Consider the following 18,066-nt stretch of genomic DNA (forward strand, 5'->3'; position numbering starts at 1 on the left):
AGCAGTGAAGAGTTTAGAGTGAGGAGTTAAAAATTCAAAACTCAGCACTCAGCACTCCTTACTCCTCTTCACCTCCTACTCGATCCCCGCGTTCCAATTCCCAAAGAATTTGATTTCCTTCACGGCGTACCCGTGACACTATCCAATTTCGCCAGCGCCATTGATCCCCACGACTGGTGACAGCGCTGGCGTGGACATCCATCAAGTCTGCTAACTCAGAACTGGTAATTAAGTAGCCTTTTTCAGAAATTTCGTCAGCTATACGCAGAGTTTCGACCAAGCTGCGGAGTTGCGAAACCCTCATTTCTGGCGGTTTTTCATCGGTTACGGCCGCAGTTGGCCCAATTGATGGTTCCATAACGGTTATTTCTGGTGCAGAAGTACTGATTTCTTGCGGACTTTGGTTAGTTATTCGAGAGTTTTTTTCATAATCAGCTACTTTTGCTACATTTACTTCATTTTGGGAAGGTAAAGATTTAAAAAAATCTGTGGAGTATAATTGTTGTATCGAAGGGATTTTGCCACTTGCATAAGCGCGAGCGATCGCATCACAACGTTCGTTACCTATGTTACCAGAATGTCCCCGGACGTATTGCCATTTTACTTGTTGGGTATTGAGTTCATCTAATATTTCTAAAAGGTCTTGGTTTTGGACAGGTTTACCATCTGACTTTTTCCAGCCTTTATTTTTCCAGCCTTTCACCCATTTAGTAACGCAGTTAATCAGGTATTCGCTATCGGTATGAAGGGTGATGGGTTGGGCTTGTTGAGATGTTTGCAGAAATTGAAGGGCAGCGATCGCAGCTTGCATCTCCATTTTATTATTAGTGGTATGAGGGGATGCATCGCCCATTTCGTGGATTGAGCCGTCGCTGAAGTAGACGACAACACCCCAACCGCCAGGGCCAGGATTACCGGTGCAAGCACCATCAGTGTATATGCTTTGAATTGTGGGTTGGGTGGACATGGTTAGAGTATCGAACCGCGAAGGACGCTAAGGATTCTAAGGAAAGAGTTATTAGCGGCGAATTTTTTTAACAAATATCCAGGCTATTATACTGATAAAATCTCTTGATTCTGACTCCTGAATTCTTCTCTAATCCTGATTATCTGGCAACTTTTCCATTTCCTCAGTAATTAGCGTCTGAAAATCTTCGTCACAATGATTATGCAGATGAACTACACCAGCTAGGAGTTCTGCTAGAATTTCAGCTTGTTGGTTCGCAGTTAAACTAGTTAACTGTAACTGGTTAACTAATGCTTGTACTTTCAGGCATTCTATACCTAATTCAGCAATCAAGGTACTGAGGGTTAAATTGGTTATTGCAAGAGGGCGATCGCTAATCTGCATATTTATTGTCCCAATCTTTTACGCGCTTGTTGGATTGCCTGATCAAAAGCACGAATCTCTTTTTCCCCAATGCTTAATTAGACCTTCGTCAGCAAAACTCTTTTCTGATTCCAGTCTAATCTTTTCTTAATGTTCAGTAATTCTTTGAGCTAAAGATTCAATCACCTTTTGATGGTGCTTTTTCCCCATCACTCTGAACGATAAGCAACACGGAGACTTTGGATTAAAATCACCAGAGATGCGATCGCCATTAACCCGCCCCAAAACCAGTAAGGTAAAAGCAAATATCGCTGCATTTGCGCTGTATCAGAAATTCCAAGGGGCCCAGCAGAACTACTAAATAGATAATCAAGTTGATGGTACGTACTTACACAAGCTTGTACACCCAAAAATTGAATGACAAACCCTTGCACCCAGCGAGGTGCTCTTAAGGCAATACCTAAGATTATTAAACCTAGTAAGGGAATTGCCACCAATCCAAACCAGGAACGCACCCAAATTAATGTGGACAACAGCAAAAAACTTCCTAAAATTTTCAAACAGAGGGTTGCTGCTGTAAAACTGCGGGAAGCCAGAATCAAAGCTGCACCGGCAAGAGGCGGCCCCATTGGCCCGGCTGCGGCGATTATTGCTGGGACAATTGGCCCCAATGACGAACGAATGCCATAAGTTGCGACACCAGAACCATTGCTAAAAATCTGCAACTTCTGAAACTGTCCCCCTAATAGCAGTGCCATTAAACCGTGACCCATTTCATGAAACCAAGTTGCCAGAATTGTAAATGGGTATAAGATATAATCTCCTTTTGGTACTTGCCACAATAAAGCAGTTGCGATCGCTGCTGCAACTAGCCAGGTTAGCCCCATACGTTCAACAACTAGCGGGGCTTCTTTAGCGAGCAAGGGTTCAAAATTTTTACTTGGTTCCCTCATAGGTCACTCATTGGCAGTGTATTTCCATCCATCCTAGTGTAATTATTAAAGTAATGGAGTTGCTCAACAGTGCAACAATTTGCACCTGGAAGCGACGGCTGTTAACTATGGCGCTATCAAGAACAACATAGTTATCCGTCGCTTTTCTAATGCAGTTCATTTGTTTTTCCTCCAAAATAAATGCCGGAGGATGGGCAGAAAATACTTAAACTGATGTCACAATCGATCGAAAATCAGTTAAGCAAGTTGAAACAGAAATGTCATCAAGTCTCCTTTACCCAAGCTGATGCGATCGCCTGGTCGCAAGCGATGACGGTTCCCTGGTAAAAGTGGCAAATTATTGATGTAAGTGCCATTAGAACTTCCCACATCCTCTACATAATGAGCATCTCCCTCGACGCGAATATCTGCATGAATCCGCGAGACAATTTCGGAATTGGGAAATCCTGAAACATCTATATCTGGAGGAATCCGGTCATTGGGCTTGCCGATATGAATCACAGAGAAATTTTGCGGCAATTCAATTAAGCGATCACTTTGAACGTGGATTAACCGTGCTGTAACCTGCTGCAATTGCGTTCTGGCAGCAGTTGCAGTTGATGCTGGTGCTGCTGGCTCTTTTGCTTCGATTTCAGAGGCTGGTGCTGGTTCCACAGGTGGTGGAGTTGGAATACTACTCTGTCCAGAGACTACGGGTTGAGCTACAACGGTTGGCGGTGGCTCTGGGGGGCTGCTTACTGTAACAGGTACCTGTGGCGCTGGTTCTGGGGGAACTGCCACCTCTGTTGGTGGTAAAGATGATTCGGGAGGATGGGAGTTAGTAGAACCGCTTATTCCCAAGGCATCTGGTTGTAAAAGTTCTAACAGTGGATCGGGTGGAGCTAACGCTGGCACTTCCACGGGAATATCGGGAGTTACTGTTGCAGCTACTGCGGTATGAACGTGTGGAACACCTGCGGAGTGAAGGTTATAGCCACACTGACCGCAGAATGCAGCATCTGCCTGCACAGTTGCTCCACAACTGGGACAATTAGTAGTCGCAGGTAACGGTGTATAACAAGCTTCACATTGGACAGCGCCGTCAGGGTTGGGATGATTGCAATTAGGGCAGACGAGCATCGATATTTAGCCTTTGTTCAAGATCATCATAAATATAGTTAGGACTGGCAAGCAGAGGGCGGCCGTAGATTTAGATTCTAGCAATTACTGCTAATGGAACGATGAATTGGATACTCTTACGCACGGAAGGGGAGCAGAGTGGCAGGGGGGCAGGGGGAGACAAGGGGACAAGTCTCTCCCTTGTCTCCCCCCTCTTGTTCGTCTACCTTGTCTCTTCTCCATGCCCCATGCCCAATGCCCCATTCTTCAATATTGAAGTTCCAAACCTGCTGCTGCATCCAGCAGCCACCAAAGCTCTCCTTGGGGCTGAATTAAGCGGGATGGGTAAGTGAAGTCATCGGCTACAGGTGCAAAGACTTGCGCTAAAGCTGGTCGTTTATTTGCACCAGCAACCAGAAAAATCACGCTACGAGCAGAGTTGATCAAGGGATATGTAAAACTTATCCTGGGGTTTCCGTCTTTGTTACCTACAGTGACGAGGCGATCGCGTACTTTAAGAGCCTCTGTGTGGGGAAACAAAGATGCGGTATGTGCATCATCACCCATTCCTAGTAATACTACATCCAAGGCGGGAAACTCGACCCCAGAAGAATTGAAAAATTCTTTGAGCTGTTGTTCGTACTTGGCAGCAGCCAGTTCTGGATTGGCTTCTAAAGTTGGTACGGGGTGAATGTTAGCCGCTGGGATATCAACGCGATCTAGCCACGCACGACGCGTCATCAGTTCATTGCTATCGGGGTGATCTGGTGGTACGTAACGCTCATCCCCCCAGAATATATGAATTTTATCCCAAGGCAGTTTTTGAGTAGCAATCGCTTCGTATAACGGTTTAGGTGTACTGCCGCCAGACAAGGCGATGGTAAACCGCCCCCGCTGCTCAATGGCAGTTTCTAACTTGGACAGAATTAATTTTAGCGCTCGTGCAACCAGCGCTGGCTGATCCGGTAAAACTTCAACGGTTTTGTTCATAGCTTCATCATCATATTGCTGGCTTCTGGCAATACAATACCGAATTTATTACAATCTCCCTTTTTAACTTTTGAAACATTTAACATCGTGGATTAAGTAAGCTGAAAAACGTAGACCCTCCTTATCACCTTTAACGGGAAGTTGTCAGTAGTGAGTCATACTAACTACTAACCACTGTAATGATTATTTTTATTTACATCCAGTTACTTGATACTTTGTTGATCAGGCCACAAAGGATACGTTTATTAATTCTTATTAAAAATTAATAAAACTAATTAATCGCAAACAACGCCTCCCAGTCTGCGATCGCTTCACGTTGGGCAATTAACAATTCTTGAATTCCTTTTTGGGCGACATCTAGCAGTTGATCTAACTGGGTGCGGCTAAAGCTGCCTTCTTCGGCTGTTCCTTGGACTTCAATGATTCCCAGGTGTTGATTCATCACCACATTAAAATCTACTGTTGCAGCCACATCTTCAGTATAATTTAAATCCAAAAATGGCTCTTCCTCCAGTAATCCTACGGAAACTGCTGCTACCTGTCCACACAAAGGCGATCGCTCCAACACGCCCTCTTGCAACAATTTAGAAATTGCATGAGCCAACGCCACAAACGAGCCTGTAATGGCTGTTGTCCGAGTTCCAGCATCTGCTTGCAACACATCAGCATCCACAGTCAGCGTGCGTTCTCCCAGTGCCTCAAAATCTATTGCTGCGCGTAAGCTGCGTCCAATTAGACGTTGAATTTCTTGCGTCCGTCCAGATAATTTCAATAGTTCTCTTTCTTGGCGTTTTTGAGTAGCAGATGGTAACATTCGGTACTCAGCAGTTAGCCAGCCTTTACCAGTTCCTTCGAGAAACTTTGGAACTCCCTTATTAACACTAACAGTACAAAGTACTTGAGTATCACCGCATCTTGCGAGAACAGAACCGGGGGCAAAGCGGGTGAAATTGGGGTGAAAGCTAATCGGACGTAGTTCGTAGGGAATCCGACCGTCAGGACGCTGCCAAGTCATTGAAGTTGCCTCAAGTTTTATAATACTGCCTTAAGATTACCTTGGTGTTATTGGGCATTGGGCATGGTTATTCTTCTTGTCCCCTTGTCTTCCTCGTCTCCCCCTACCCCCTGCTCCCCTGCCTGCTTCTAAGGAACTGAAAGCAGAGTTAAAATATTTAGCTGTACCATCTCTGGTGATTGGTCGCCGTTGATTGTCAACAAGCAGCGACGACGGTCGTAATATTCTAGGATGGGAATGGTGCGATCGTAGAATAATTCTACACGGCGCTGCACGATTTCTGGTTGGTCATCTGGTAGCGATCGCCCCAAGGATCGACTAACCATCACAGCTTCCGGGACTTGGAGATAAATTGCCCAATCTAGCTTTTGCCCTAAATCATCCAATAAAAAATCTAATTCTTCAGCTTGGAACGCAGTACGGGGATAGCCTTCTAACACCCAATCGCAGTTAATGTCTGCTTGTCTGAGGCGTATTCGGATCAATTCAATAATCATTTCGTCTGGAACTAACTCTCCTTTTTGCATGTAGGACCGTACGTGGTAGCCTAGTTCACTCAAGCTAGCGTAAACCGAAAGAGAAGTCCGGGGATCGGCTTCCAAGCATCGAAATTCCGGCAGGGGCTGATTGCCAGATATTGCTGACCGTAAAATCTCACCTGTAGAAATCAGAGGAATATCAAAGTATCTGCAAAGCCTTTGTGCTTGAGTGCTTTTCCCCGATCCTGAACCTCCCAGAATCACCAATCTCACAACAATTTACTCCTCATCCTGTCAAATTCCCTACTTGCTAAGTCTGCTTTGCCCAATTGAAACTAGAAATTTTATGCTTTCATTTTTACAACTCATTTCAGAGAAAAGACGAAAATTTAAATCAAAATAACTCTTGACTTCAATACAAAAGTAGTGTTTGACTAAGAATGCAATTTGCCAAATTCACCACACCTGTGAAAAACAGATAGATTATACAGGCAGATTTGTAATAAGTACCGCCAGCACAAACCTTTATTTTATTGTAATTTTTTGAACTTTACCTATGGTTGCCCAGCTAGAAACTCCAAGTATAAATTCACCCATTACCTTACCATATCCAGTTGAAGGGCTAGTGCAAGTTTTCACTAGCTCCCATCGCAACTTTTTTACGACGGTTATGGCTCAATCACTGAGAATAGCTGGACAAGGAACGCCAGTATTAATCGTGCAGTTTCTTAAAGGGGGCATTCGTCAAGGACATGATCGACCCATACAATTAGGACAAAATTTAGATTGGATTCGCTGTGATTTGCCTCGTTGTATTGATACACCACATTTAGACGATAGAGAAAATCAAGCATTACAAAAGCTGTGGCAATATACACAGCAGGTAGTGTGTGAGAGCAAGTATTCTCTCGCAGTCTTAGATGAGTTAAGTTTAGCGATTAACTTTGGTTTAATTCCTGAAATGGAAGTTTTAGCGTTTCTAGCAAAACGCCCTCCCCATGTTGATATCATTCTTACAGGGACAGAGATGCCGAAATCTCTTTTGGATGTGGCAGATCAAATTACAGAGATCCGCCGGAGTTATCGACCTTAACGAATCTCAGGATTTGAGATTTTGGATTTAATAATCTTCAATAAGAGGGTGTGTTAAAGTTTGTTAACACACCTTACTGTTCTAACGACAGATGTCGGATTGAGGAGAAATTGAGCAGATTGTTGTGCCGTTACTTGAGATAACTGAATCTGTTTAAGGGTGACTAGACCTTCATTCACAAAAGAATCTCTCACTAATGCTTTATCGCTGCTATTGAAAGAAGTTTCATAAAACACTTCCTTAATTCCTGCGGAGATAATTAATTTCAAACAAGACAGACAAGGTTCTAAAGTGACGTAAATACTTGCACCATCTGTAGAAGTCCCATGCTTTGCAGCTTGTGCGATCGCATTTGCTTCTGCGTGTACAGCCCTTGATGGTAAAGTTTTACTAGCATCACAGCTACTTAATCCCGGATAACAGTATCCTTGAGCTGTACAATGGGCCGAACCCGATGGTGAGCCATTGTAACCTGTTGCCACCACCTGCTTGTTTTTCACAATCACGGCACCCACTGGAAAGGCTAAACATGTTGAGCGAGTTGCTGTAAGTTTAGCCAACATGAGAAAGTATTCATCCCATGTTGGTCTTTGATGAGGTTCATCGTTTAGGGAAATATCTTGCATAATCTATCAATTTAAAACTTTATTCTACTGCCTTGCTGAGAACGGAAACTATGGATGTTCTGGGTTCCATTTGTCCAAAATATTTTTAAGCTGATTCAAAGCATCTTCATGATCGTGAAACTGTATTTCAGCAATCACAGTGGGAATGCCGCGTGGAAATCTTGATATTTTTTTACCTGTTTCGTATAGAAGAATAATAGGAATGTTGTTTGTCTCTGCAAAAGCTAACTCCATTCCAACTCCAAAGGATAGTGAGCCAAGGTAAGCAATAACTAAGTCTGAATTGCTTACTTGATACTTATCTTGGTTAAAAACTTCACGAGGACTAATATCGGGATTATTTACCGGATCAGTTTGTTTGTGTGGAACATAGGCTTGAAGACCAATTTCTTCGCAAAGTAAGCCTATTTTTTCATAAAGTGCTTTACTTTCTGCTGGATTTTTTATATCAGTTAAAGCACCAGACACATATACTTTGTACATTTTTACTAATAAAATTGCATTATAACTTGTATTTTTATCGCTTTTAAATCACCGAAAGTTAATTTTTTCACAAAAAAATAAGATTTAAATACAATTATTTTTAGCAAGAAAAGTAAGAGACACTATTTGGTTGAGCTTGGAGTTACTATTGTATTTGTTGGAGTTTCATTAGCAGCAGGAGCCTGATGGGAAGAATTGAAATAAGTAAGTCCACTAAATAAAGCTGATAATCCCCCGATTAATATAGCTCCTATTATACTTCCTCTATTCCACCTAGTATCTTCACTTGAACCGAAAAAACCTAGTAATGCGTCTTTAAAATCTTTTCTACTAACTTCTTTATACTCATCTGAATCGAGCATCAGTTTTTTGAGTATTTCTATATCACCCTTCATCCAAGTATTTTCTTTTTGATTAAAGTAGTCGGTTATTTCTTGACTATTAGGTCGTCCACGAAGAAGATCAAGTCTTGCAGAGATATCAGAGTTGCGATTACTTGAATACTTGGAACTTAATTTTTCAATAGCTAAATAAGCAATTGGTCGCTTAACATCTCTTACATTAATTCGTATTGCTTTATCTGAAACATTATGAAGTGCTATACAGAGAACACCTGTCCAACAAGGATTGACTCTGGTTCCAATGTGTCCTAAACCCTCTGATACTAGTTCGACTACAGAATAAAGTGGCCCTCGAAATCGATTACTGAGCCAAACTGATTCATCAGTCCACACTAGGGCTGTATCTCTTGGTGGTATGTAGAAAAACTTCTTTTCCTTACCCGGCTGGTCTTGGTTAGATTCCGTTTCAATAGTTAAACGTTTCTGCTGTCCAATGGCATAAGCATACTCACTAGCAGTTAGACATAAATCACAAGCTTTTACACTATCTGGCTTAAGAGGATGAAATAGTATACCTCTACCAAGTTCCCTAATAATATCCTGATAACTCAAGACTGACATCTCAATACCCCCTAATTCCAAAAACCACCAGAATTTTGCACAAAGGCATACGATGTAGTTATAGAGTCAAGCACATCGTGTCAGTAGCTAAATAGGACGCTCTGACTGTCTTGATGAAAAGACTACTTTTATCACACGTGTTTTAAGTTATATTCTGGCGTGTTGCAAATTAATTTATACATTTAGCACGGCGATATCCACACTAGCATTGCTAGTTATTTATATGAATTACAGTTTTTTAATTTACTGATCCTGAATATAAGCCTTGCCACTTTTAATACAGTTACTGGCCTTTTGCAGTTCGATACCTAAATAACCAGTATGTTCAGGCTGAATTGCTGGAGAGATAGCACAAATCTCTCTTAGTAGGCTAAGGGGATTTTTCCCACGATAAGACTTAATCACCTCACCACTACCAGGGGTTGTGTGAGTAATGACTATCTCTTTGCCATCAACCTCAATTAGGAAATTGCCAGAGGGGTCATAATAGTTACGCTGATTAAAAATTGCAGCGTATCGATTTGCAATTAGCCTTTCTGCATTGTCCCAGGTATCATCATATATATGAGCAGACTGACTAATAGTTATGAGTGGCCCCATTTTCAAGCCATACTCAGAACGTTGAGCAATTTCATCCCTAATATGTTGTTGCAAAGCCCTCAATCCCATTGCATTTGCAGGCCATGCAGCAAACATATCATTACTTCTAAAAGTTGCAGTTAGTGATAATTCATTATCAACTACTCTCAACCAAATATGATTTAGACAAGGACTACCACCTTTTTCATGGTCTTTTACATCCCATAAATTCATAACTGCACTAGCGGCATCAATTTCTCCAATTAACTTCTTAATTACCTGGTCAATTTGATCATCCTTAAACCAGGAACGCAAACGTTGACCATACGTATATTTCAACCCTTCTCGATAGGGTGCATCATCTAAAATCTGTGAAGTATATTCTTCAAGAAAGGGAGGGTCAACTGGCAAATAATTAGGCTCAGGAAAGTAGAAATTAGGAGGTTCATCAGTAACAATTGCCATTAAATCAATTAATTCTTGCCATTGCCCATCATAGCCAGTTGGTCTAATTGTTCCTGTCGTCTTAATCCGATGAATAATTTTTACCCAAGTTTCGGCTATAGTTTTACCTTCTATTCGATGTCCGTAGCGTGGCCCTGGCAAAACAGTTGGTTCAACGATAGACATGGGAAATTCTCTCTTGCTTCCCCAAGGATAAAGTGGTTCCAACTCTGCATAAGACAAAACTTGCCTAACTGCCGACTCTATTGATTTCACTTCTTTGCACTCTACAGAATGACGTAGTTTTTCTAATGTATTGATATCAATTTCAATATCAATATAACCAGGAATAGCAGAGCGAATTACCCACGATCTGCGCCCAGTATCGCTTAGACTCTCTTCAACACCATTATGGAAAAAATCTAGCAAGCACTCTCCAGCACCAGCGTTCAAGTCTTCCTTCGTAGCGTTGAGAACAACTAAATAGCGGACGTGGGGATTCAACAGCAAATTGCGAATTAGTAAATTTATCCCCCTTGTGGGCGAATATAGTTGCCCAATTACAGCATAATCTTCGGGTTGCAGGTGTTTAGCGATCGCCTGCTTTACCGTCCATCCTGTGATCACTGCCGTCTGACCTAGACCATAAATAAGCTGGTTAGGCTTGTACAGTGCTTTGTACTCGAATTGGGTTGCCTTACCCGTTGCTGTCATGATTGGCTAAAAATAAAAATTAACAATCTTTTATTGTATCACTAAATATAAATTGGTACTAGTTTTTTAGAAGCTAGGCTTTGGAAGTTTACCTAACACTCAGCCAATACCTTATAAATCAACAAGTTTGCTTTACAAAAATTAATTATTTTGTTACAGTTATTTACATAAAGAGAAGACAGGGAAAAATCCATGCGTACCAACACTGCTACAATTGACGACCAAGGCAAACTGAACAACTTTGCGATCGAGCCAAAAGTTTATATAGATGATCAAGGCGATCGCACTGGTTTCACTCCCTATGCAGAAATGCTTAACGGTCGGTTAGCAATGATTGGTTTTGTCTCTCTGATAGCATTAGAAGTATTCACAGGACACGGTATTGTTGGTGTTTTGGCAAGTCTGTAAAAACTAATTTATTTAAAACAAATCTCAAAAAATGTAAGAGACGGTAAATTTACCGTCTCTTAATTTATGGAAAACTTAGTGCTAGAGTGAAAATATACTGATAGCAAAAGCCGTTAGTTAGCAGCATAAAAATATTGGATGAACTATGGCTTTAACTACTTCAACTATGTTGCCACTAGGCACTAAAGCGCCAGATTTTAATCTACCGGAAGTAGTATCTGGAAAGGCAACTTCACTTTCTACCTTTGCAGAAAAAAAAGCACTATTGGTAATGTTTATTTGTCGGCATTGCCCGTTTGTAAAACACGTCCAAAACGAATTAGTGCAGTTAGGAAGAGATTATTTTACAGGTGATTTAGCGATCGTTGCCATCAGTGCTAACGATGCAAAGAATTACCCCGATGATGCGCCAGAGTCGTTACAAGCATTTTCCACGGAACAAGGGTTAAATTTTACCTTATGCTACGACGAGAGCCAGGAAACGGCTAAGGCTTACACCGCAGCTTGCACACCAGATTTTTTTGTATTTGATGGCGATCGCCAACTTGTTTATCGAGGACAACTAGATGATAGCCGCCCTAGTAACGGTAAACCCGTAACAGGTGCAGATTTACGCGCAGCCATTGAAGCAGTGCTAGCGGGTAAACCTGTTACCAGTGAGCAAAAGCCGAGTGTTGGTTGCAATATTAAATGGAAACCAGGAAACCAACCCAGTTATTTTGGTTAAGAGGGATTGGGAATTGAGATTAGGGGAGAGGTGACAGGTGACAGGTCGATAGAAAATAATCTATACCCTGTAACCTGTACCCTGTTCTCTTCTTCACTCCCCACACCTATCAATGTTTAATTTCCAAATTCAGTACGTAGCATCCTAATTGGACTTTTTCTGCCCACAATTCATATTCCAGCCGCAAATGCTCTGGCAAAGGATGTCCGTTGAGAGTTAGGCTACGAGTAAAATTTCGTAAACGAATGGGATCGTTAGGTTGCAATGACTCAGTTGGCAACCAATAGCGACTAATGCCATAAACGCCCTGTTCCCAAAAGTGACGGTAACTCACTTGAGCGTTACCTTGCATAGTCATGATGACTCGGTAAGGGGAAATCTCCAGCCACAAGATTCTGGGACTGTTAGGGGCGTAAGCTTTGCTCTTACTTTGGGGAAGTGTGTCTTCTGGACTTATGACACTCTCTACTTCGCAGCTAATTAAGGGTGGTGCAGTCATCAGTAAATGGAATCGATCGGTATCTTTTTGATACAATGTCGCGGCAGTTTCGACAACAGACCAGATCGGTAGGTCAGTGGAGATAAGTGATAAGCACACGGGCTTGCGGTGATGAGTCAGCATGGGAGCGATAAGGGCTAAAAGCTATTGAACAAAATGAAATGAACACTCTAGCTGTCTAATAGGTCGGGGTAAGAAACTAAATAGTAAAACAGGCTTAATATTAATGAATCCGTTGATTTGTTAATAAGCTACACAAATCTGGATGAAACAGGTATGATGTCAGCTTACACAGTAAAAACGGTACTTTTATCTAGAGAAAGCTAATTCGTAAGTAAAGCTTGTAAATATTCTAAGGCTATAGCCTCAAAAGAGTGGCAGTCGTTTTAGATGCTAAAAAACCTTCTTCAGGCAGACTTACCGTAGATTGGAGTAAGTTTCATACAGCCAAAAGCGATAGGATACTAGGAAGGAAGTCACCAGAAGCGACAAACTAAGTCGCTGATGAACTTCCGGTGTATTCAAATGCCAGTGTATCCTAATGTCGGCTTCTGTTGTAACTGTAGAAACTCACGAAAACCTTTCTCACCAAAATATTGCTGAGTAAAAAGTAAAATTCATTCACTCAGCAATATTTTGGTCTGCCGATTGCGCGTCTCGCAGAGAAGAAAGAGTAAAGATTTCCATTTCAAAGCAGCAACGGCAAGTTAGCTTGTATTAAAAAGCCCACGGATGAATTCGTGGGCTTTATAGCTTGAGCATTTTTTTGAGAATCGCTATAGCCTGAAGCTTTGTAAAAAATCATTCTGATTTATTTTTATTCATTACCGATGCCATTGCATCTGTGAACAAGTCATGAGTGTTACAGGCTGGTACTTATTTGGGAATACTTTTATAGGAGTGATAAAAAAGGCGATCGCGCTAACACTTTCAATTTAAATCTACTTTATCACCTTACAATCACTCCTATTTTACAAAAAATATTGTATTAATACTCACTAATCTACCAGGAGCAAACAAGATGGGATTCATTGAAGATATTACCAAGCTGTCTGAACAAGTCCGTAAGCGGGCTGACCAAGTTGTTGGCGAAGAAGCTACTAAGATGGCACTGATTGTTCCTTTTTTGAGTGCTATTGGCTACGATGTCTATGACCCTAGTGAAGTAATGCCGGAATACGTGGCAGATTTTGCTATTAAAAAAGCAGGGCAGTTTGAAAAGGTAGATTACGCCTTAGCTATTAACAATAATATAGTTATGCTCGTAGAGGCAAAAGCCCGTGGTCAAAAAGCTGAAGCACATGATGGGCAACTGAGTCGCTATTTTAATGGACTTTTGACAACAAAAGTAGCTATCGTCACTAATGGGGTTGAGTACCGTTTCTTTACAGACTTGCGTGATAAAAATGTCATGGACAAGGAGCCATTTTTTACTTTTAACATCCTGGAATATGATACCAAAGATATTGATAACCTCAAATTCTTTCACCGTGATAATTTTGAGGTTACAGCTATTACCAACCATGCTGAGGAAATGGTTTATGTAAAAGGCATGACTCAACTTCTAGGAAATCTTTTACGTTCTCCTTCTGAAGAATTTGTTCGCTTTTTAGTGACTGAACTTGGTACAGTTGCTCCTAGTTATGAAATTAAAGGTCGAATTACTGGTAAAATTATTGATAAATTTAAACCAATTGTTAAAAAGTCTATTCAGGGAAGTTTAGTAGAGTTAATGACTCGCTCACTTACTCCAGTAATAGATCAGCCTGTTGAACCTCCAATAGACGTAGATATTGAAGGAGGGGACATACAACCAGATCCTCAAGAATCAAAAGTAGTAACAACTGCTGAAGAAATCGAAGCTTTTGAAAAAATTAAAGCAATTACGCAAACCTCAACGAGTTACAATTATCAACTCCAATACAAAGATACTGTTTCATACTTTGGTATCAATCTTGTTGGCAAAAGTACTTGGTGGTTTCTGCGGCTCTATCTATCTTCGCAGAAAAAAAGTTTTGTTACTCGACTAAGTGTAGATGAAGTAAAGTCGCTAGCTTCAAACTTTGAAGTGCAGGAAGTAACAGCTTCTCTGGGGGATGTCGCATCAAAAGTAATTATTTCCTCTGTCAGTGATTTAGATAAGCTGACATCACTGATTCTCAGATGTTACGAGGCAGAAGCAGCAAAGCATCAAACATTGACTCCAGATGTAATCAGAATGGAAAAATCAGCTTAACTCAAGGTATCTACTACCAAACTACACCTAACCAACTATCTGCGATTTTTGCCTACGAACAAATTAGCGATCGCACTACTAATTGGTTGACATATCGGTAATCATTGGCTTGGAAAAAGGACAAAAAAAAGTGGCTCTGCAATCAGCAGAACCACCAAAGCTTTCGCAAATCTGTTATGAGTTAACGAACTGCCCCTTGAGCAGAAACAGTATCAATCGGTTTCATCAGGTACAGCCGCAATAACTGCCAGCCAGTGGAGATGTAATGCGGCAGTTTTTGGAAAAATTGCAGGAATTTGGGAGTGTTGGAGTTAGCGATCGCACCCAACTTCTCATTATTGCTGATACAAGTATCCAATCGCTGATAAAACTCTGGATTTTCTACATCCAGCATCAGTGGGAATACCCTACCCGCATTCTCGTTAGTCTTCTGAATAACATGGATGTCGTATTCTCGCGCATCCAATCCAAGGGTGGCATAAAAGTCCTTGCGTTGGATGTCATTAAGATACATGGTCGCAAACACCGACAACAGGAAGAAACGACTCCATAGCTTTGCTTTCCAATCATTCAATATTTGCGGCTGAGATTTCATGATCGCATCAAAGAAATCGCCGTGACGGTTTTCATCTTGACACCAGTTCTCAAAGAACCGGAAGATTGGATAAACCCGGTCTTCGGGATGTGCTTCTAAATGGCGATAAATGGTGATATAGCGCCAATAACCGATCTTCTCAGAAAGATAAGTAGCGTAAAAGATGAATTTCGGTTTAAAGAAGGTATAACTGCGACTCTTAGTCAAAAACCCTAAATCTAGGGACATATTAAAGTCCGACAAAGCTTTATTCAAAAAGCCAGCGTGACGCGCTTCATCCCGTGACATCAGGTTAAAACACTCTGCCAAGACGGGGCTTTTGCCTTTCAAGCGACGACCAAGTTCTTTATACAGCAAAAAGCCGGAAAACTCTGCCGTACAAGAACGTTCTAGAAATTCAACGAACAACTTGCGAGTTTCCCCGTCAATATGATCCCAGGATTGTTCAAACTCGGCATCCCGAACAAAGTGGTGGCGGTTGTAGTCAGTGCGAAACTCTTCAAGAATGGCTCTTAACTCATCTTCATTGACGGAGATATCCATCCGTGCCATTTCATCAAAATCGGTAGTATAAAACCGAGGTGTTAACAGGGTTTCTTTTGCCGGGACTTTAATCCCTGGCCGGATTTCTTCAAAGCCTGGTTTTTTGAGGGAATCTACCATGTCTTGATTTCTCTTTCGTCTTTATTATCTTAAGTAGACCTTTCGGGTGACGTTCCTACGTCTCTACCGCCACGGTAACGGCAGTTCCTCATGGGGAGCCAGTGCGTTGGGCGGCTGTGCCGACTTGAAGCAACTGGCGTGGAAACCCGTTGGCGCTAGCCTCTCCCTTTGGGAGAAGACCGGACTGCCTCACCAGAAATGCTCTGGCAAACCGTAACAGCCCACAATAATCCAATTGTATAAAGTTCAGTCTACCAAGGTGCGGGTGAGAAATTTGTAAGCAAAACATTAAGAGTTGCAACAATCATTCAATATTTACGGAATCAAAAATCGCGGATTGGTAGTCAAATAAATGTAGTTGAGTGAGCAGCATTATTTTGATCGAGTGGAGAAGCACTTACCTCTTGATTCTCAAAGCACTACTATCTCAGTAATTTTCTGTGGTTGTTACTAAAATAAATTCATGGGGTTCTATTAATACGTTGAGCGGCTGAAAATTAACAATCCATGAATAGCATAATTACTGAACATCCTAAGTAATTTAGTTATATTTTGCACTCTGATGAATAACTTGAGATTAGACAATGCCCATAACTTCAAATCAGAATAGGAGTGTCTATTACGAAAATTGCTAGAAAGCAACTGATGCAAGATGTAAGTCTAGCTATTAACACTTGGTATAAAAAACAGTCCGAAAAACCTATTTTAAACAACAAAAGTAAATCCAAAGGGTTGAAAACAAGATGAATCTTGAAAACAATCAGCAGCAAAAAGACCGACTTCTTGTCTCTTATATCTTGTGTGCAGTCGGATTTATCGGGGTGGGAGGATTGCACCGTTTCTACAATGGCAGGATCGTAACTGGTTTGTTTTGGCTGTTGACTGGTGGTGTGTTTGGTATAGGGCAGTTTGTGGATTTGTTCTTTATCCCCAACATAGTTGACGAATACCAACATAACCTGAGATTAAAAGCGGGTGTATCTCCCTTTGGTGTGCCGTTGAATCAAGCAGTGGTTGCTTCTCAAGTCCACCGACCAACAGGCAACCAACTCATGGTGAAACTGATTGAAGCGGCGGAAAGCAAGGATGGTATTTTAACTGTAACTCAAGGGGTGAAGTTCACGGGAGCCAGCTTTGCTGAAGTGGAAGCTACTCTTAAAGAGATGTACAAATCAGGTTATGTAAAAATTGATAACGACCCCAATACTGGAGCCGTTACCTACCATTTCCACGAACTTTAATTGTTATTTGTCATTTGTTCTTGGTCATTTGTCCTTTGTTAAAAACCAATGACCAATGACCAATGACTAATGACTAATGACTAATTTCTACCTAACCACTTTTGACCGTCCAAGCGCTGAACTAAGCCATATACTAATAAATCGAGGGTAATTTTGCGTTCATCGATTAAGAATGACTCAAAAGTGCTGGGTTTTTTGCCTTCATTACAAGAAAATCCCTTTTTTCCTTGAATATCTTCATCGGGGAAATACAGGTTAAACTGACGCTTACCAATTTCTGACCAACTGCCGATAATTTGCCAGCATTCTTCGGCGGATTCAAAGCCAGTAATTGGCACTTTTTGCTTGGCAAAAGACACCTGTAAATCTTGTACGCCTTTTTGAGCGATCGCTTTTTGTAAAGCTGGCAAGTAGTCTTGCTCAATGAACTCTACAAATGGCTTATTTTCAACAGCTGGGGCTTTTTCCTTTTTAGGGGCTTTAGCTGCGGCGGCGGGTTTTTCTTCTGTTGCGTCGTCGTCGGCTGGGGGTTTTTCCTTTTTAGGGGCTTTAGCTGCGGCGGCGGGTTTTTCTTCTGTTGCGTCGTCGTCGGCTGGGGGTTTTTCTCCTTTGGCGGCTTTAGCTGCGACGGCGGGTTTTTCTCGCTTGGGTGGTACAGCAGCTGGTTTAGCAGCATTGGGGTTATCTTCGGGATTTGCGGCTTTCGGATCTGGCGCGTTGGCAGTAGGAATATCTGTAGCTTCGGGTGAGTCTGTACTAGGAGCGTGTTCTTCAGCCACACTAGGAGCTTGCTTGTCAACAGTGCTGGGAGCTACTTCTCCCGCTTGATTGTGATTGGTTGGGTCTGCCATTGCTCAGGTCAATCCTTTAATCTAGCTTTGGGAGCGATCGCTCACCTTAATGTATCGGGTATTTTTATTTTGACATACTA

General features: G+C 41.6%; 21 protein-coding genes. 6 read left to right on the plus strand and 15 right to left on the minus strand.

From position 1 onward, the window contains the following. Positions 1-58: 58 nt before the first annotated feature. The 8 genes from rnhA to NLP_RS09505 all read right to left on the minus strand — a co-directional run bounded on the left by rnhA (position 59) and on the right by NLP_RS09505 (position 6,138). The gene (gene rnhA, locus NLP_RS09465; protein ID WP_104906178.1) at positions 59-967 is read right to left on the minus strand and encodes a ribonuclease HI; all 909 of its coding nucleotides are present in this window, start codon (positions 965-967) and stop codon (positions 59-61) included. A gap of 129 nt (positions 968-1,096) precedes the next feature. Then, positions 1,097-1,351, minus strand: coding sequence for a hypothetical protein (locus tag NLP_RS09470; RefSeq protein WP_104906179.1), 255 nt, complete (start codon positions 1,349-1,351; stop codon positions 1,097-1,099). Positions 1,352-1,539: 188 nt separating this feature from the next. Further along, the gene (locus tag NLP_RS09480) at positions 1,540-2,283 is read right to left on the minus strand and encodes a M50 family metallopeptidase (RefSeq protein ID WP_104906180.1); all 744 of its coding nucleotides are present in this window, start codon (positions 2,281-2,283) and stop codon (positions 1,540-1,542) included. Between the two features lie 7 nt (positions 2,284-2,290). Further along, entirely contained in the window at positions 2,291-2,443 is a 153-nt protein-coding gene (locus NLP_RS32960) for a hypothetical protein (RefSeq protein WP_158680324.1), read from the minus strand. 77 nt (positions 2,444-2,520) lie between these two features. Continuing rightward, positions 2,521-3,402: an FHA domain-containing protein gene (locus NLP_RS09485; RefSeq protein WP_104906181.1), complete on the minus strand. Its 882-nt coding sequence runs from the start codon at positions 3,400-3,402 to the stop codon at positions 2,521-2,523. Positions 3,403-3,648: 246 nt separating this feature from the next. After that, positions 3,649-4,371, minus strand: a complete 723-nt coding sequence (gene pgl, locus NLP_RS09490) for a 6-phosphogluconolactonase (RefSeq protein WP_104906182.1) — start codon at positions 4,369-4,371, stop codon at positions 3,649-3,651. A 271-nt stretch (positions 4,372-4,642) separates the two neighbouring features. After that, on the minus strand, positions 4,643-5,386 hold the full coding sequence (gene rph, locus NLP_RS09500; RefSeq protein WP_104906184.1) for a ribonuclease PH: 744 nt from the start codon (positions 5,384-5,386) through the stop codon (positions 4,643-4,645). A 128-nt stretch (positions 5,387-5,514) separates the two neighbouring features. Then, positions 5,515-6,138 carry an adenylate kinase family protein gene (locus NLP_RS09505; RefSeq protein ID WP_104906185.1) on the minus strand — a complete coding sequence of 208 codons (624 nt, stop codon included), beginning with the start codon at positions 6,136-6,138 and terminating at the stop codon, positions 5,515-5,517. Between the two features lie 283 nt (positions 6,139-6,421). On the opposite strand from NLP_RS09505, the gene NLP_RS09510 reads away from it, so the two are divergent. Continuing rightward, positions 6,422-6,958 (plus strand): P-loop NTPase family protein, encoded by a 537-nt coding sequence (locus tag NLP_RS09510; protein WP_104906186.1) that lies wholly within the window; start codon positions 6,422-6,424, stop codon positions 6,956-6,958. A 53-nt stretch (positions 6,959-7,011) separates the two neighbouring features. Here the strand turns inward: NLP_RS09510 and NLP_RS09515 are convergent, their stop codons facing one another. The 4 genes from NLP_RS09515 to NLP_RS09530 form a co-directional block, all read right to left on the minus strand. Next, positions 7,012-7,584, minus strand: a complete 573-nt coding sequence (locus tag NLP_RS09515; RefSeq protein WP_104906187.1) for a deoxycytidylate deaminase — start codon at positions 7,582-7,584, stop codon at positions 7,012-7,014. 48 nt (positions 7,585-7,632) lie between these two features. Beyond that, positions 7,633-8,052 carry a nucleoside 2-deoxyribosyltransferase gene (locus NLP_RS09520; RefSeq protein WP_234017261.1) on the minus strand — a complete coding sequence of 140 codons (420 nt, stop codon included), beginning with the start codon at positions 8,050-8,052 and terminating at the stop codon, positions 7,633-7,635. 137 nt (positions 8,053-8,189) lie between these two features. Continuing rightward, entirely contained in the window at positions 8,190-9,029 is an 840-nt protein-coding gene (locus tag NLP_RS09525) for a hypothetical protein (RefSeq protein WP_104906189.1), read from the minus strand. 243 nt (positions 9,030-9,272) lie between these two features. Continuing rightward, the gene (locus NLP_RS09530; RefSeq protein WP_104906190.1) at positions 9,273-10,766 is read right to left on the minus strand and encodes a thymidylate synthase; all 1,494 of its coding nucleotides are present in this window, start codon (positions 10,764-10,766) and stop codon (positions 9,273-9,275) included. Between the two features lie 192 nt (positions 10,767-10,958). Here NLP_RS09530 and NLP_RS09535 point away from each other — a divergent pair, with 192 nt between their 5' ends. Both NLP_RS09535 and NLP_RS09540 read left to right on the plus strand, forming a co-directional pair. Beyond that, positions 10,959-11,174, plus strand: a complete 216-nt coding sequence (locus NLP_RS09535) for a chlorophyll a/b-binding protein (RefSeq protein WP_104906191.1) — start codon at positions 10,959-10,961, stop codon at positions 11,172-11,174. A 145-nt stretch (positions 11,175-11,319) separates the two neighbouring features. Further along, on the plus strand, positions 11,320-11,901 hold the full coding sequence (locus NLP_RS09540; protein ID WP_104906192.1) for a thioredoxin family protein: 582 nt from the start codon (positions 11,320-11,322) through the stop codon (positions 11,899-11,901). A 109-nt stretch (positions 11,902-12,010) separates the two neighbouring features. Here NLP_RS09540 and NLP_RS09545 read toward each other — a convergent pair whose 3' ends face one another. Then, positions 12,011-12,523, minus strand: a complete 513-nt coding sequence (locus tag NLP_RS09545) for a hypothetical protein (protein WP_104906193.1) — start codon at positions 12,521-12,523, stop codon at positions 12,011-12,013. 898 nt (positions 12,524-13,421) lie between these two features. Here NLP_RS09545 and NLP_RS09550 point away from each other — a divergent pair. Then, the gene (locus NLP_RS09550) at positions 13,422-14,636 is read left to right on the plus strand and encodes a type I restriction endonuclease (protein ID WP_104906194.1); all 1,215 of its coding nucleotides are present in this window, start codon (positions 13,422-13,424) and stop codon (positions 14,634-14,636) included. A gap of 181 nt (positions 14,637-14,817) precedes the next feature. Here NLP_RS09550 and acsF read toward each other — a convergent pair whose 3' ends face one another. Then, positions 14,818-15,894: a magnesium-protoporphyrin IX monomethyl ester (oxidative) cyclase gene (gene acsF, locus NLP_RS09555; RefSeq protein ID WP_104906195.1), complete on the minus strand. Its 1,077-nt coding sequence runs from the start codon at positions 15,892-15,894 to the stop codon at positions 14,818-14,820. 46 nt (positions 15,895-15,940) lie between these two features. Here acsF and NLP_RS32965 point away from each other — a divergent pair, with 46 nt between their 5' ends. Further along, complete coding sequence (locus NLP_RS32965) at positions 15,941-16,111, plus strand: hypothetical protein (RefSeq protein ID WP_158680325.1); 171 nt, start codon at positions 15,941-15,943, stop codon at positions 16,109-16,111. Between the two features lie 526 nt (positions 16,112-16,637). Continuing rightward, positions 16,638-17,135: a TM2 domain-containing protein gene (locus NLP_RS09560; RefSeq protein WP_104906196.1), complete on the plus strand. Its 498-nt coding sequence runs from the start codon at positions 16,638-16,640 to the stop codon at positions 17,133-17,135. A gap of 80 nt (positions 17,136-17,215) precedes the next feature. Here NLP_RS09560 and NLP_RS09565 read toward each other — a convergent pair whose 3' ends face one another. After that, positions 17,216-17,986: a DUF2996 domain-containing protein gene (locus NLP_RS09565; RefSeq protein ID WP_104906197.1), complete on the minus strand. Its 771-nt coding sequence runs from the start codon at positions 17,984-17,986 to the stop codon at positions 17,216-17,218. Between the last annotated feature and the right edge of the window lie 80 nt (positions 17,987-18,066).

This window comes from Nostoc sp. 'Lobaria pulmonaria (5183) cyanobiont', from assembly GCF_002949795.1.
In the GTDB taxonomy this organism is placed as follows: domain Bacteria; phylum Cyanobacteriota; class Cyanobacteriia; order Cyanobacteriales; family Nostocaceae; genus Nostoc.

Bases quoted from the DNA above. Each gene is read 5' to 3' on its own strand.
- NLP_RS09515 (WP_104906187.1), bottom strand. From the start codon at position 7,584: ATGCAAGATATTTCCCTAAACGATGAACCTCATCAAAGACCAACATGG.
- NLP_RS09530 (WP_104906190.1), bottom strand. From the start codon at position 10,766: ATGACAGCAACGGGTAAGGCAACCCAATTCGAGTACAAAGCACTGTAC.
- NLP_RS09545 (WP_104906193.1), bottom strand. From the start codon at position 12,523: ATGCTGACTCATCACCGCAAGCCCGTGTGCTTATCACTTATCTCCACT.
- NLP_RS09535 (WP_104906191.1), top strand. From the start codon at position 10,959: ATGCGTACCAACACTGCTACAATTGACGACCAAGGCAAACTGAACAAC.
- rnhA (WP_104906178.1), bottom strand. From the start codon at position 967: ATGTCCACCCAACCCACAATTCAAAGCATATACACTGATGGTGCTTGC.
- NLP_RS32960 (WP_158680324.1), bottom strand. From the start codon at position 2,443: ATGAACTGCATTAGAAAAGCGACGGATAACTATGTTGTTCTTGATAGC.
- NLP_RS09540 (WP_104906192.1), top strand. From the start codon at position 11,320: ATGGCTTTAACTACTTCAACTATGTTGCCACTAGGCACTAAAGCGCCA.
- NLP_RS09565 (WP_104906197.1), bottom strand. From the start codon at position 17,986: ATGGCAGACCCAACCAATCACAATCAAGCGGGAGAAGTAGCTCCCAGC.
- NLP_RS09560 (WP_104906196.1), top strand. From the start codon at position 16,638: ATGAATCTTGAAAACAATCAGCAGCAAAAAGACCGACTTCTTGTCTCT.
- pgl (WP_104906182.1), bottom strand. From the start codon at position 4,371: ATGAACAAAACCGTTGAAGTTTTACCGGATCAGCCAGCGCTGGTTGCA.
- NLP_RS09550 (WP_104906194.1), top strand. From the start codon at position 13,422: ATGGGATTCATTGAAGATATTACCAAGCTGTCTGAACAAGTCCGTAAG.
- NLP_RS09510 (WP_104906186.1), top strand. From the start codon at position 6,422: ATGGTTGCCCAGCTAGAAACTCCAAGTATAAATTCACCCATTACCTTA.
- acsF (WP_104906195.1), bottom strand. From the start codon at position 15,894: ATGGTAGATTCCCTCAAAAAACCAGGCTTTGAAGAAATCCGGCCAGGG.
- NLP_RS09525 (WP_104906189.1), bottom strand. From the start codon at position 9,029: ATGTCAGTCTTGAGTTATCAGGATATTATTAGGGAACTTGGTAGAGGT.
- NLP_RS09485 (WP_104906181.1), bottom strand. From the start codon at position 3,402: ATGCTCGTCTGCCCTAATTGCAATCATCCCAACCCTGACGGCGCTGTC.
- NLP_RS09470 (WP_104906179.1), bottom strand. From the start codon at position 1,351: ATGCAGATTAGCGATCGCCCTCTTGCAATAACCAATTTAACCCTCAGT.
- rph (WP_104906184.1), bottom strand. From the start codon at position 5,386: ATGACTTGGCAGCGTCCTGACGGTCGGATTCCCTACGAACTACGTCCG.
- NLP_RS09480 (WP_104906180.1), bottom strand. From the start codon at position 2,283: ATGAGGGAACCAAGTAAAAATTTTGAACCCTTGCTCGCTAAAGAAGCC.